Genomic DNA, 13,281 nt, shown 5'->3' with positions numbered 1-13,281 from the left:
TTCCTTAGTGGGTATCAAAGCGGAAAACGTCTTCACAGGCCTGCTGCAATGCGCTGTCGTTCTGGATGACGCAGTTTCGGTTCCAACCGGTAATGCCGTTGGCATTGTCCCAACCTGGCGTCATGGTGATGCTTAGCCCGTTCAGGCTTTCCTGCCCACTAAGACTGACAACTCCCTTTTCAACGCTCATGGCTGAGACGTAACGGGTAGTTGTTGGAGAGGGAATACCATTCGTTCCGGCATCGCAGGTATCTGTTCCGCCATGCTCCAGTGCACAGAGCTCAACCGCCGTGCGATAGGGGACAAAGGTTTGCAGCATGTCTGTCAGCGCGGCTTTGCGCAGATAGTTTTGATATGCCGGAATGCCGATGGCGCTAAGGATGGCAATAATGCCAATTACCACCATGAGTTCGATAAGTGTAAAGCCTCGTTGCTTGTTCATCGTTCGCTCCTTGAGTTTGCTGGCGCTACTTTGGCAAACCGACTGGAGGACGACGAGAGACAAAAAACAAAACGGGAAAGCGGGTTCAGAGGATTTTTACGAAATTACAGAGTCAGACAATGTATTTGCGAAGAGACTCGAAGAAACTGCCGGATGGTGGTGTAAATGCCGTATCCGGCTTACAGAATAAACTTGTGTAGTAGGCCCGATAAGCGAAGCGTCATCGGGCAATACAATCAGCAATTAGCGAAATCGCATGGAGAGATCGAGTGCGCGAACATGTTTGGTCAGTGCGCCAACGGAGATAAAGTCGACACCGGTTTCGGCAAATTCTCGCAGCGTTTCATGGGTGACGTTGCCCGACACTTCCAGACGCGCCTGGCCGTTGGTGCGTTTTACCGCTTCGCGCATTTGGTCAGTTTCGAAGTTATCGAGCATGATGATGTCGGCCCCGGCTTTCAGCGCGTCGTCCAGCTCATCCAGGCTTTCTACTTCGACTTCAACCGGCACATCCGGGTGCAACCAGAAGGCTTTTTCGACGGCCTGACGTACCGAGCCGGAAGCAATAATGTGGTTTTCTTTTATCAGGAAGGCGTCGGACAGCCCCAAACGATGATTCGCGCCGCCGCCGCACAATACGGCGTATTTTAGCGCGGTACGCAGTCCCGGCAGTGTTTTACGCGTATCCAGCAGTTGGGTCTTGGTTCCCACTAACAGGTCGACGTATTTACGCACTTCGCTCGCTACACCTGAAAGCGTCTGCACAAAATTCAGCGCAGTACGTTCACCGGTCAGTAAAACGCGGGAAGGGCCGTCCAGTTCAAACAGCGGCTGATTGGCCTTTATGCTGTCGCCATCTTCGACATGCCAGGTGATGTTGACATCATCGCCAGCCAGCTGAATAAAGACCTCTTCCACCCAACGTTTTCCACAAAAAACGCCATCTTCGCGGGTGATTACGGTGGCATGGGAGCGCATGTCTTCGGGTAAAAGCTGCGCGGTGATATCGTTATTGGCATCAACTTCTCCGCCTAAATCTTCACGCAGCGCCTGAGCTACAGCGGCAGGGATATCCAGATTTATGCGTTCCAACAGCGCGTCACGTCGGTAGTCAGGGTTATAGCGGCGAGGCGGCATGATAAAACTCCAAATAGCTAACGAATCATAAGGTGGAAACATGCTACCCTGAACCAGATATGAGCACCACCAATAAGGAGATTCTGCATGTTGTTAGACGAGGGCTGGCTGGCAGAGGCGCGACGCGTTCCCTCTCCGCATTACGATTGCCGCCCGGATGACGAAAACCCTTCTCTGCTGGTGGTGCATAATATCAGCTTGCCGCCCGGCGAGTTTGGCGGCCCGTGGATAGACGCGCTGTTTACGGGCACGATTGATCCCAACGCCCATCCTTATTTTGCCGGGATCGCCCATCTGCGTGTTTCGGCCCATTGTTTGATTCGCCGTGACGGTGAAATCGTGCAATATGTGCCTTTTGATAAACGCGCCTGGCATGCGGGTGTGTCGAGCTATCAAGGGCGAGAACGCTGTAATGATTTTTCAATTGGTATTGAGTTGGAAGGGACGGATACGCTGGCCTATACCGATGCGCAGTATCAGCAACTGGCTGCCGTGACGAATACTCTGGTTACGCGTTATCCGGCCATTGCTAACAACATGACAGAACATTGCAATATTGCGCCCGAGCGTAAGACCGATCCCGGGCCGTCCTTTGACTGGGCAAGGTTCCGCGCCCTGGTCACCCCCTCGTCGCACAAGGAGATGACATGACGCTGTTTACAACATTATTGGTGTTGATTGTTGAACGCCTGTTTAAGCTGGGTGAGCATTGGCAGCTTGATCACCGGATTGAAGCTTTTTTCCGCCGGACTAAGCATTTCTCGATGATGCGTACGGTAGGCATGACTCTTATTGCGATGGGAGTGACATTTCTGCTACTGCGCGCACTTCATGGGCTGTTGTTTAATGTTCCGTTGCTGGTGGCGTGGATCTTAATTGGCTTGCTGTGCATCGGTGCTGGCAAGGCGCGCCTTCACTATCACGCTTACCTGAACGCTGCTGCTCGCGATGATGCTCACGCCCGTGATGCGATGGCCAGCGAGCTGACGCTTATCCATGGGGTTCCGCCGGACTGCGATGAGCGTGAATTCTTGCGCGAACTGCAGAACGCGCTGTTATGGAACAACTTCCGCTTTTATCTGGCACCGTTATTTTGGCTGATTGTCGGTGGTCCGTGGGGACCTGTGACGCTGGTTGGTTATGCTTTTTTACGTGCCTGGCAGTCCTGGCTGGCGCGCTATCAGACACCGCACCAGCGTCTGCAATCAGGTATTGATGCGATCCTGCATGTGCTGGATTGGATCCCGGTGCGTCTGGCAGGCGTGGTCTATGCGCTGCTGGGACACGGCGAGAAAGCACTTCCGGCCTGGTTTGCGTCGCTTGCGGATCTGCACACGTCGCAATATCAAGTGCTTACTCGTCTGGCGCAGTTCTCGCTGGCGCGTGAACCGCATACTGATAAAGTCGAAACGCCAAAAGCGGCTGTCTCAATGGCGAAGAAGACCTCGTTTGTGGTGGTGGTGGTTATTGCGGTGCTCACCATTTATGGGGCATTAGTATAGCGTTGTGCCGGATGGCGCTAACGCTTATCCGGCCTACAATGAAAAAACGTGTAGGCCCGGTAAGCGTTAGCGCCACCGGGCAGTGCAACGGTTTAGTTCGTATCAGCAGGCGGCACGCCAAAATCTGGCATGCCGTTTTCGTCCCAACGCACGAGCTTCAGACGAGTGTGGCGGTTTGGGTCGTACAGCGGATCGCCCTCGATTTCGGTGTAGTTTCTCGCGTGATACACCAGCACATCTTCACCTTCCGGCGTTTGTGTAAAGCTGTTGTGTCCTGGCCCAAACTGGCGGTTTTCATAACTGGTGGTAAAGACCGGGCGCGGTGATTTGTGCCAGTTCTGTGGGTTGAGCGGATCGGCGTTGAGGTCAATCCACAATAATCCCATACAGTAGTTCTCATCGGTGGCGCTGGCGGAATAGCTGATAAACAGCTTATCGCCATGAACCATGACGGCAGGACCTTCGTTGACCCAAAAACCCCGGCATTCCCAGTCATACTCAGGGTGGCTTAGCATGATCGGCTCGCCTTTAATCGTCCAGGGATTTTCCAGCTCTGCGAGATAGATATTGGAGTTTCCGGCGATATCGGGAGACTTCTGCGCCCAGAGGTACCACTGTTTTCCCTGATGGTTAAAGGTGGTGGCATCAAGCGCAAAGGTATCAAACTGCGTTTTAATCTGACCTTTCTCAGTCCACTGGCCGGTCAGCGGATCGGCGTCGGCACATTCGAGCGCAAACATGCGATGCTGGAACATCCCCAGCTTGTCGAGCGACTGTGTATGGGTGGCAGCAAAATAGATGTACCACTTGCCTGCCAGATGATGGATTTCGGGCGCCCAGATGAGTTGGCTCATGGGGCCGCTTTCTGGTTTGCGCCAGACGACAACCTGGGCGGCGGTGCGCAACCCTTCCAGCGAGTCGGCCCGGCGTATCTCCAGGCGGTCATATTCGGGTACTGAAGCAATGAAATAATAGTGGCTACCGTCACGTAAGATAAACGGATCGGCACGCTGTTCAATAAAGGGATTTGGCCACTGATTCATTAGGCTTTCCTTACGGTTTCAGTCGTTTTTATATCGTGGTATTCATTCAGTTCACGGTAGTTGGCGCGGCGCTTTTCTAAATCTGTCTGGATTTGTTGCATAAACTCGCGGTCAACTTTCAGCAGACGAACCACGCCTGCGGTAATCAGGTAGCCTACGCCCGGTATGATGGTAAACAGCAGCATAATACCGTTAATGGCAGAGTCGCTTTGCGCTTTCGCCCCAGCGTCGTAGCCGTACCAGGAGAGCAGGAAGCCGACCATCGCTCCGGCAATCGCCAGGCCTAGTTTCAGGAAGAACAGGTTACCGGAGAAGCTGATTCCGGTGATGCGTTTACCGGTTTTCCACTCGCCATAGTCATCGACATCCGCCATCAGCGACCAGTGCAGCGGAGAAGGAATTTGGTGCAGGATGTTGAGCAGGAAGTAGAGCACCATAATCATCATGGTTGCTTTCGGATCGAAGAAGTAAAACGCGGCAGAGAAAATCGCCAGGATAATATTGGTCCAGAAGAAGACTTTCAGTTTGCACCAGCGATCGGTTAATACCTTCGCCAGCATACTGCCGATCATCATGCCGACCACACCAAGACTGATAAACAGCGTTGCGAACTGCGTGCTTTGCTGCATAACCCAGGTCACGTAGTACATGGTGGCAGCCATGCGAATAAAGCCCGGACAGACGTTGCACAGTGTTAACAGCAGAATTTTTACCCACTGATCGTTCTTCCACACGTCTTTCAGATCGGCTTTTAAATCATCATTGGTCTGGACAGCAGGGCGTACGCGTTCACGGACCGTAGCGAAGCAAAACAGGAACATACACATGCCGATGAAAGCCAGAACCGCCATCGCCATCTGATATCCTTTGGCTTTGTCTTCCCCGCCGAACCAGTCGGCCATTGGCAGCAAGGTGAGAGACAGAAGCAGGGTTGCAATGCCTACCAACACAAAGCGATATGACTGGCAGGCGACGCGTTCCTTCGGATCGTTGGTGATGACGCTACCGAGCGAGCAGTAGGGAATGTTGATCGCTGTATAAGTAATAGATAGCAGGAAGTAGGTAACGAACGCATAGATAACTTTGCTGTTATAGGTCCACTCAGGGGTGGTAAACATTAGTACGCTGAATAATGCGTACGGGAAAGCCATCCATAAAAGCCATGGACGAAATCGACCATATTTACTACGGGTGCGGTCGGCCATCGCGCCCATTATAGGGTCGGTAACGGCGTCGATAACGCGTACTGAGAGCAGTAATACGCCGACCAGTGCAGGTGCCAGACCAAAAATGTCTGTGTAAAAATAGTTAACAAACAACATGATGGCGCCAAAGATGATGTTGCATCCGGCGTCGCCCATTCCATAGCCGATCTTTTCTTTCACCGTGAGCTTACTGGTTTCCATCAACTGCTCTCCATTAATGAGATATGGAGAGAATTATTGTCCGGCACTGGTGTTTTTGCGTTGCAGGATAACGCCGCTGATATGGACTAAACAGTCGTGAGTGGGAAAGTGTGAGACAGGTAACAACCCCCACCTGACGCAGGTGGGGGGAGGGGGGATTAATGCGTTTTAACCGCGCCGGCCGTTTTCTGTTTACACAGGTAGCCGATGCCAAGAATGGCAATCCATACAGGGATTAAGTATACCGAGATCGCCATGCCCGGCGTCATCAGCATAATCACCAGTACTGCAGCCATGAAAATCAGGCACACCCAGTTACCCAGCGGATAGAGCAGCGCCGGGAAGCGGGTGGTAACACCCTGCTGCTGTTTGGCTTTGCGGAACTTCATGTGCGCCAGGCTAATCATTGCCCAGTTGATCACCAGTGCGGAAACCACCAGCGCCATCAGCAGGCCAAAGGCGGATTCCGGTGCCAGGTAGTTGATCAGCACACAAAGAGCCGTCACCAGTGCGGAAACCAGAATGGTGTTCACCGGTACACCGCGTTTATCTACGTTCATCAGCGCTTTCGGCGCATTGCCCTGTTGTGCCAGACCGAACAGCATACGGCTGTTGCAGTATACGCAGCTGTTATAGACAGAAAGGGCGGCAGTCAGCACTACGATGTTCAGGGCATTAGCAACAAAGGTGTCGCCCAGCTCGTGGAAAATAAGGACAAACGGGCTGGTATCGGCCGTGACACGCGTCCACGGCATCAGGGAAAGCAGAACCGCCAGCGAACCCACATAGAAAATCAGGATACGGTAGATAACCTGGTTGGTCGCTTTGGGAATGCTTTGCTCCGGGTTATCCGCTTCTGCTGCGGTGATCCCGACCAGCTCCAGCCCACCGAAAGAGAACATAATAATAGCCATCATCATCACCAGACCGGTGAAGCCATGCGGCAGGAAGCCTCCCTGGTCCCACAGGTTGCTGACGCTGGCCTGCGGGCCGCCGTTACCGCTAAACAGTAACCAGCCGCCGAACAGGATCATCGCTACGACGGCAATGACTTTAATAATGGCGAACCAGAACTCCATCTCACCAAACACTTTCACGTTGGTCAGGTTGATGGCGTTGATCAACACAAAGAAGGCAGCCGCAGACACCCATGTTGGGATCTCCGGGTACCAGAACTGGATGTATTTACCCACGGCAGTTAGCTCAGCCATGGCAACCAGCACGTACAGCACCCAATAGTTCCAGCCGGAAGAGAACCCCGCGAAACCGCCCCAGTATTTATAAGCAAAGTGACTAAATGAGCCTGCAACGGGCTCTTCAACCACCATTTCACCTAACTGACGCATAATCAAAAAGGCGATAAAGCCGGCAATAGCGTAACCCAGAATAATACCCGGCCCTGCAGACTGGATAACGGATGCGCTACCAAGGAATAACCCGGTACCAATCGCGCCACCCAGCGCGATTAGCTGTATATGGCGGTTCTTAAGGCCGCGCTTGAGCTGATCGCCATGCTGTTGACTTTCCATCATGAAACCTCGTGTGTGGTTTTACTCTTCATATTTCGAGTGCTTATTTTTTGAACTACGCAGCAATGCGTGTGTAAGTTTGCAATTCCGTTTGTTGTATTAATTTGTTTACAGATGCTTTTGATGAAATGTTGCCTTAATACTTTTGTCTTGATCAGAATAATGATATGCGAGCGCGAATGCACCTGCTTTATGCGGGGAAGATGACGAGTTGAATAAAAAGAAACCATTTGTAAATGCGAGTTTATCTACCACAAAATTTCCATTTTGAATTTCTATTCAATAATAGTGGTTGATATATCGATAAATAAGCAGGTGAATCGGTTCAGATGAGATAATCTTTCGTTTCAATTCCGTTAAAACTACCCCGGGGTGGGTAAATTTAACATTTGTGCATAGTTACATGTTTGAAACGTTATTTCTGTAATGTTGTTAAAATATGCCTCCTTTACTGATTTCAATCAAAACCTGTATGGACAGAAGGTGAATACTTTGTTACTTTAGCGTCAAGAACATGAAATTGGTAAGACCAATTGACTCCGGGCAAATGGCTTAAGACAGGAAATCATGGCCTACAGCAAAATCCGCCAACCAAAACTCTCCGATGTGATTGAGCAGCAGCTGGAGTTTTTAATTCTTGAGGGGACACTTCGCCCCGGAGAAAAACTCCCACCGGAACGCGAGCTGGCAAAACAGTTCGACGTCTCCCGCCCCTCCTTACGCGAGGCGATCCAACGCCTTGAAGCGAAGGGCTTACTGCTTCGTCGTCAGGGCGGTGGCACTTTTGTTCAGAGCAGCCTGTGGCAGAGCTTTAGCGACCCACTGGTAGAGCTGCTCTCCGACCATCCTGAATCCCAGTTTGACCTGCTTGAGACGCGCCATGCGCTGGAAGGTATTGCGGCTTATTACGCTGCACTGCGCAGCACGGATGAAGACAAAACGCGTATCCGTGAACTCCACCATGCGATCGAGCTTGCTCAACAGTCCGGCGATCTTGACGGCGAATCTGATGCGGTACTCCAGTATCAAATTGCTGTCACCGAAGCGGCACACAATGTGGTGCTGCTCCATTTGCTAAGGTGTATGGAGCCGATGCTGGCCCAGAACGTTCGGCAAAACTTCGAATTGCTGTATGCGCGTCGTGAAATGCTGCCACTGGTTAGCAGTCACCGTACCCGTATTTTTGAAGCAATTATTGCCGGGAAGCCGGAAGAGGCGCGTGAAGCGTCCCACCGTCACCTGGCGTTTATCGAAGAGATCCTGCTGGACAGAAGCCGTGAGGAAAGCCGTCGTGAACGCGCCTTACGCCGTCTGGAGCAACGAAAGAATTAGTGATTTTTCTGGTAGAACGTTAACCAGAAGATGTTGTAAATCAAGCGCCATATAAAGTGCGCGGCAACTAAACGCAGAACCTGTCTTATTACGCTCTCTGGCGAGAACGTAATGGGACAGGTTCCAGATAACTCAACGTATTAGATAGATAAGGAATACCCCCATGTCAGAACGTTTCCCAAATGACGTGGATCCGATCGAAACTCGCGACTGGCTACAGGCGATCGAATCGGTCATCCGTGAAGAAGGTGTTGAGCGTGCTCAGTATCTGATCGACCAACTGCTTTCAGAAGCTCGCAAAGGCGGCGTGAAAGTAGCGGCAGGTGCAGGGGCCAGCAATTATGTAAACACTATTGCCGTTGAAGATGAACCGGAATACCCGGGCAATCTGGAGCTGGAACGTCGTATTCGTTCTGCTATCCGCTGGAACGCCATCATGACCGTACTGCGCGCGTCTAAAAAGGACCTCGAGCTGGGTGGCCACATGGCATCCTTCCAGTCCTCCGCAACGGTATATGATGTTTGCTTCAACCACTTCTTCCGTGCACGCAACGAGCAAGATGGCGGCGATCTGGTGTATTTCCAGGGTCACATCTCTCCGGGCATCTATGCACGCGCATTCCTGGAAGGTCGTCTGACTGAAGAGCAGATGAACAACTTCCGTCAGGAAGTACATGGCAAAGGCCTGTCTTCCTACCCGCACCCGAAACTGATGCCAGAATTCTGGCAGTTCCCGACCGTATCTATGGGTCTGGGCCCAATCGGTGCTATCTACCAGGCTAAATTCCTGAAATATCTGGAACACCGTGGCCTGAAAGATACCTCTAAACAGACCGTTTACGCCTTCCTGGGCGACGGCGAGATGGATGAGCCAGAATCTAAAGGTGCGATCACCATCGCGACCCGTGAAAAACTGGACAACCTGGTCTTTGTTATCAACTGTAACCTGCAGCGTCTTGACGGCCCGGTAACCGGTAACGGCAAGATTGTTAACGAACTGGAAGGCATCTTCGCGGGCGCTGGCTGGAACGTTATCAAAGTCATGTGGGGCGGTCGTTGGGATGAGTTGCTGCGTAAAGACACCAGCGGTAAACTGATCCAGCTGATGAACGAAACCGTTGACGGCGACTACCAGACCTTCAAATCCAAAGATGGCGCATACGTACGTGAGCACTTCTTCGGTAAATACCCGGAAACCGCAGCACTGGTTGCTGACTGGACTGACGAGCAGATTTGGGCTCTGAACCGTGGTGGTCACGATCCGAAGAAAGTCTATGCTGCACTGAAAAAAGCGCAGGAAACCAAAGGCAGAGCAACTGTAATCCTGGCCCATACCATCAAAGGTTACGGCATGGGTGACACTGCTGAAGGTAAAAACATCGCTCACCAGGTTAAGAAAATGAACATGGACGGCGTGCGTTATATCCGCGACCGTTTCAACGTTCCTGTGACCGATGAGCAGGTTGAAAACCTGTCTTACATCACCTTCCCGGAAGGTTCTGAAGAGCACACTTATCTGCACGCTCAGCGTCAGAAACTGCATGGCTACCTGCCAGCTCGTCAGCCGAACTTCACCGAGAAGCTGGAACTGCCAGCTCTGGAAGACTTCGGTGCGCTGCTGGAAGAGCAGAACAAAGAAATCTCCACCACTATCGCTTTCGTTCGTGCCCTGAACGTGATGCTGAAGAACAAGTCGATCAAAGATCGTCTGGTTCCGATCATCGCTGACGAAGCGCGTACTTTCGGTATGGAAGGTCTGTTCCGTCAGATTGGTATCTACAGCCCGAACGGTCAGCAGTACACCCCGCAGGACCGTGAGCAGGTTGCTTACTATAAAGAAGACGAGAAAGGTCAGATCCTGCAGGAAGGTATCAACGAACTGGGTGCAGGCGCATCCTGGCTGGCTGCTGCGACTTCTTACAGCACCAACGATCTGCCGATGATCCCGTTCTACATCTACTACTCCATGTTCGGGTTCCAGCGTATTGGTGACCTGTGCTGGCAGGCAGGCGACCAACAGGCTCGTGGCTTCCTGATTGGTGGTACTTCTGGTCGTACTACGCTGAACGGTGAAGGTCTGCAGCACGAAGATGGTCACAGCCATATTCAGTCTCTGACTATCCCGAACTGTATCTCTTACGATCCGTCTTACGCGTACGAAGTTGCGGTCATCATGCACGATGGTCTGGAGCGTATGTACGGTGAGAAACAAGAGAACGTTTACTACTACATCACCACGCTGAACGAAAACTACCACATGCCGGCAATGCCAGCAGGTGCCGAGGAAGGTATCCGTAAAGGTATCTACAAACTCGAAACCCTCGAAGGTAAGAAAGGTAAAGTTCAGCTGCTGGGCTCCGGTTCTATCCTGCGTCACGTGCGTGAAGCAGCACAGATCCTGGCGAACGACTACGGTGTAGGTTCTGACGTTTACAGCGTAACCTCCTTCACTGAACTGGCGCGTGATGGCCAGGATTGTGAGCGCTGGAACATGCTGCACCCGATGGAAACTCCGCGCGTTCCGTACATCGCTCAGGTGATGAACGACGCTCCGGCAGTAGCATCTACTGACTATATGAAACTGTTTGCCGAACAGGTTCGTACTTATGTACCGGCTGATGATTATCGCGTACTGGGTACTGACGGTTTCGGTCGCTCTGACAGCCGTGAAAACCTGCGTCACCACTTCGAAGTTGATGCTTCCTACGTGGTTGTAGCGGCCCTGGGCGAACTGGCTAAACGTGGCGAAATCGATAAGAAAGTGGTTGCAGATGCAATCATCAAATTCAACATCGATGCAGATAAAGTTAACCCGCGTCTGGCGTAAGAGGTAAAAGAATAATGGCTATCGAAATCAATGTACCGGACATCGGGGCTGATGAAGTTGAAATCACCGAGATCCTGGTCAAAGTAGGCGACAAAGTTGAAGCTGAACAGTCGCTGATCACCGTAGAAGGCGACAAAGCCTCTATGGAAGTTCCGTCCCCTCAGGCGGGTATCGTTAAAGAGATCAAAGTCTCTGTTGGCGACAAAACTGAGACCGGCAAACTGATCATGATTTTCGATTCCGCCGACGGTGCAGCAGCAGCTGCACCTGCTCAGGCAGAAGAGAAGAAAGAAGCAGCTCCGGCAGCAGCACCTGCTGCCTCTGCGGCGAAAGACGTACACGTACCTGACATCGGCGGTGACGAAGTAGAAGTTACCGAGATCATGGTTAAAGTGGGCGATACCGTTGCGGCTGAACAGTCTCTGATCACCGTTGAAGGTGACAAAGCCTCTATGGAAGTTCCGGCGCCGTTCGCAGGTACCGTTAAAGAGATCAAAATCAACACGGGTGACAAAGTGTCTACCGGTTCCCTGATTATGGTCTTCGAAGTGGCGGGCGCTGCGCCTGCTGCTGCACCGGCTCAGGCGGCTGCTCCGGCAGCAGCGGCGGCTCCGGCTGCTTCCGGCTCGAAAGAAGTTAACGTACCGGATATCGGTGGTGACGAAGTTGAAGTCACTGAAGTGATGGTTAAAGTGGGCGATAAAATTGCCGCTGAGCAGTCACTGATCACCGTTGAAGGCGATAAAGCGTCGATGGAAGTTCCGGCACCGTTCGCAGGTACCGTGAAAGAAATCAAAATCAGCACCGGCGACAAAGTTAAAACCGGTTCTCTGATTATGGTCTTCGAAGTCGAAGGCGCAGCACCTGCAGCCGCTCCTGCACAAGCAGCTGCTCCGGCTCCGGCCGCTGCACCAGCGCCTGCGCAAGCCGCAGCTCCGGCCGCAAAAGCGGAAGGCAAATCTGAGTTTGCTGAAAACGACGCTTATGTTCATGCAACGCCGCTGATTCGTCGCCTGGCGCGTGAATTCGGTGTGAACCTGGCGAAAGTGAAAGGTTCTGGCCGTAAAGGTCGTATCCTGCGTGAAGACGTTCAGGCTTACGTGAAAGACGCTATCAAGCGTGCTGAAGCGGCTCCGGCTGCAGCAGCAGGTGGCAGTATCCCGGGCATGCTGCCTTGGCCGAAAGTGGACTTCAGCAAGTTTGGTGAAATCGAAGAAGTGGAACTGGGCCGTATCCAGAAAATCTCTGGTGCTAACCTGAGCCGTAACTGGGTGATGATCCCGCACGTTACTCACTTCGATAAGACCGATATCACCGATCTGGAAGCGTTCCGTAAACAGCAGAACGCCGAAGCTGAAAAACGTAAACTGGACGTGAAATTCACCCCAGTAGTCTTCATCATGAAAGCCGTTGCCGCAGCTCTGGAACAGATGCCGCGCTTCAACAGCTCCCTGTCTGAAGACGGTCAGCGCCTGACCCTGAAGAAATACATCAACATCGGTGTAGCGGTTGATACTCCGAATGGTCTGGTTGTTCCGGTCTTCAAAGACGTGAACAAGAAGAGCATTACCGAGCTGTCTCGTGAACTGACCGTGATCTCCAAGAAAGCGCGTGATGGCAAGCTGACCGCTGGCGAAATGCAGGGCGGTTGCTTCACCATCTCCAGCATCGGTGGCCTGGGTACTACCCACTTCGCGCCGATTGTGAACGCGCCGGAAGTGGCTATCCTCGGTGTCTCCAAGTCCTCTATGGAGCCAGTGTGGAACGGTAAAGAGTTTATGCCGCGTCTGATGATGCCGATTTCGCTCTCCTTCGACCACCGTGTAATTGACGGTGCGGATGGTGCGCGCTTTATCACCATCATCAACAACATGCTGTCTGACATTCGCCGCCTGGTGATGTAAGCGAAAAAGCCGGCCCGACGGCCGGCTTTTTTCTGGTAATCTCATGAAGTCAGTGAGGTTATTGTGCGAAAGACAAATCGGTTGCCGTTTGTTGTTTCAAAATTGTTAACAATTTTGTAAAATACGGGCGGATAGAACGACCCGCTGGACGACGGGTAT

Annotated in this window: 10 protein-coding genes; 5 read left to right on the top strand and 5 right to left on the bottom strand. The window is 52.2% G+C overall.

The window, feature by feature from the left end; genetic code table 11:
* Window positions 1–4: 4 nt before the first annotated feature.
* A complete protein-coding gene (gene ppdD, locus OGY37_RS22370) occupies window positions 5–442 on the bottom strand; it encodes a prepilin peptidase-dependent pilin (RefSeq protein ID WP_003829506.1) in 438 nt (145 codons plus the stop codon).
* Window positions 443–685: 243 nt separating this feature from the next.
* Complete coding sequence (gene nadC, locus OGY37_RS22365; RefSeq protein ID WP_003829503.1) at window positions 686–1,579, bottom strand: carboxylating nicotinate-nucleotide diphosphorylase; 894 nt, start codon at window positions 1,577–1,579, stop codon at window positions 686–688.
* 87 nt (window positions 1,580–1,666) lie between these two features.
* Here nadC and ampD point away from each other — a divergent pair, with 87 nt between their 5' ends.
* A complete protein-coding gene (gene ampD / locus OGY37_RS22360) occupies window positions 1,667–2,230 on the top strand; it encodes a 1,6-anhydro-N-acetylmuramyl-L-alanine amidase AmpD (RefSeq protein WP_286621933.1) in 564 nt (187 codons plus the stop codon).
* Entirely contained in the window at window positions 2,227–3,081 is an 855-nt protein-coding gene (gene ampE / locus OGY37_RS22355; RefSeq protein WP_286621931.1) for a beta-lactamase regulator AmpE, read from the top strand. Before ampD ends, ampE begins: the two co-directional genes overlap by 4 nt.
* A 92-nt stretch (window positions 3,082–3,173) precedes the next feature.
* On the opposite strand, the gene OGY37_RS22350 is transcribed toward ampE, so the two are convergent.
* From OGY37_RS22350 to aroP, 3 genes are all read right to left on the bottom strand, one after another.
* On the bottom strand, window positions 3,174–4,124 hold the full coding sequence (locus OGY37_RS22350) for a glycoside hydrolase family 43 protein (RefSeq protein WP_126319236.1): 951 nt from the start codon (window positions 4,122–4,124) through the stop codon (window positions 3,174–3,176).
* Complete coding sequence (locus OGY37_RS22345; protein WP_003829494.1) at window positions 4,124–5,530, bottom strand: glycoside-pentoside-hexuronide (GPH):cation symporter; 1,407 nt, start codon at window positions 5,528–5,530, stop codon at window positions 4,124–4,126. The genes OGY37_RS22350 and OGY37_RS22345 overlap by 1 nt, the downstream gene beginning before the upstream one ends.
* Window positions 5,531–5,688: 158 nt before the next feature.
* Window positions 5,689–7,062 carry an aromatic amino acid transporter AroP gene (aroP, locus tag OGY37_RS22340; RefSeq protein WP_286621928.1) on the bottom strand — a complete coding sequence of 458 codons (1,374 nt, stop codon included), beginning with the start codon at window positions 7,060–7,062 and terminating at the stop codon, window positions 5,689–5,691.
* Between the two features lie 564 nt (window positions 7,063–7,626).
* Here aroP and pdhR point away from each other — a divergent pair.
* The 3 genes from pdhR (at window position 7,627) to aceF (ending at window position 13,122) form a co-directional block, all read left to right on the top strand.
* Window positions 7,627–8,391 (top strand): pyruvate dehydrogenase complex transcriptional repressor PdhR, encoded by a 765-nt coding sequence (pdhR, locus tag OGY37_RS22335; protein ID WP_003018699.1) that lies wholly within the window; start codon window positions 7,627–7,629, stop codon window positions 8,389–8,391.
* Between the two features lie 163 nt (window positions 8,392–8,554).
* Window positions 8,555–11,218: a pyruvate dehydrogenase (acetyl-transferring), homodimeric type gene (aceE, locus tag OGY37_RS22330; RefSeq protein ID WP_048214932.1), complete on the top strand. Its 2,664-nt coding sequence runs from the start codon at window positions 8,555–8,557 to the stop codon at window positions 11,216–11,218.
* A gap of 14 nt (window positions 11,219–11,232) precedes the next feature.
* Entirely contained in the window at window positions 11,233–13,122 is a 1,890-nt protein-coding gene (gene aceF, locus OGY37_RS22325; protein ID WP_286621925.1) for a pyruvate dehydrogenase complex dihydrolipoyllysine-residue acetyltransferase, read from the top strand.
* The last annotated feature ends 159 nt before the right edge of the window (window positions 13,123–13,281 follow it).

The sequence above is a fragment of the Citrobacter sp. Cpo030 genome (assembly GCF_030333005.1).
Lineage (GTDB): Bacteria > Pseudomonadota > Gammaproteobacteria > Enterobacterales > Enterobacteriaceae > Citrobacter > Citrobacter portucalensis.
The sequence above is the reverse complement of the archived record's forward strand: the minus strand, read 5'-3'. Positions and strand labels throughout refer to the sequence as shown.

Excerpts from the sequence above, each read along its gene's own strand:
- ppdD (WP_003829506.1), bottom strand. The coding sequence starts at position 442 with ATGAACAAGCAACGAGGCTTTACACTTATCGAACTCATGGTGGTAATT.
- nadC (WP_003829503.1), bottom strand. The coding sequence starts at position 1,579 with ATGCCGCCTCGCCGCTATAACCCTGACTACCGACGTGACGCGCTGTTG.
- ampD (WP_286621933.1), top strand. The coding sequence starts at position 1,667 with ATGTTGTTAGACGAGGGCTGGCTGGCAGAGGCGCGACGCGTTCCCTCT.
- ampE (WP_286621931.1), top strand. The coding sequence starts at position 2,227 with ATGACGCTGTTTACAACATTATTGGTGTTGATTGTTGAACGCCTGTTT.
- OGY37_RS22350 (WP_126319236.1), bottom strand. The coding sequence starts at position 4,124 with ATGAATCAGTGGCCAAATCCCTTTATTGAACAGCGTGCCGATCCGTTT.
- OGY37_RS22345 (WP_003829494.1), bottom strand. The coding sequence starts at position 5,530 with ATGGAAACCAGTAAGCTCACGGTGAAAGAAAAGATCGGCTATGGAATG.
- aroP (WP_286621928.1), bottom strand. The coding sequence starts at position 7,062 with ATGATGGAAAGTCAACAGCATGGCGATCAGCTCAAGCGCGGCCTTAAG.
- pdhR (WP_003018699.1), top strand. The coding sequence starts at position 7,627 with ATGGCCTACAGCAAAATCCGCCAACCAAAACTCTCCGATGTGATTGAG.
- aceE (WP_048214932.1), top strand. The coding sequence starts at position 8,555 with ATGTCAGAACGTTTCCCAAATGACGTGGATCCGATCGAAACTCGCGAC.
- aceF (WP_286621925.1), top strand. The coding sequence starts at position 11,233 with ATGGCTATCGAAATCAATGTACCGGACATCGGGGCTGATGAAGTTGAA.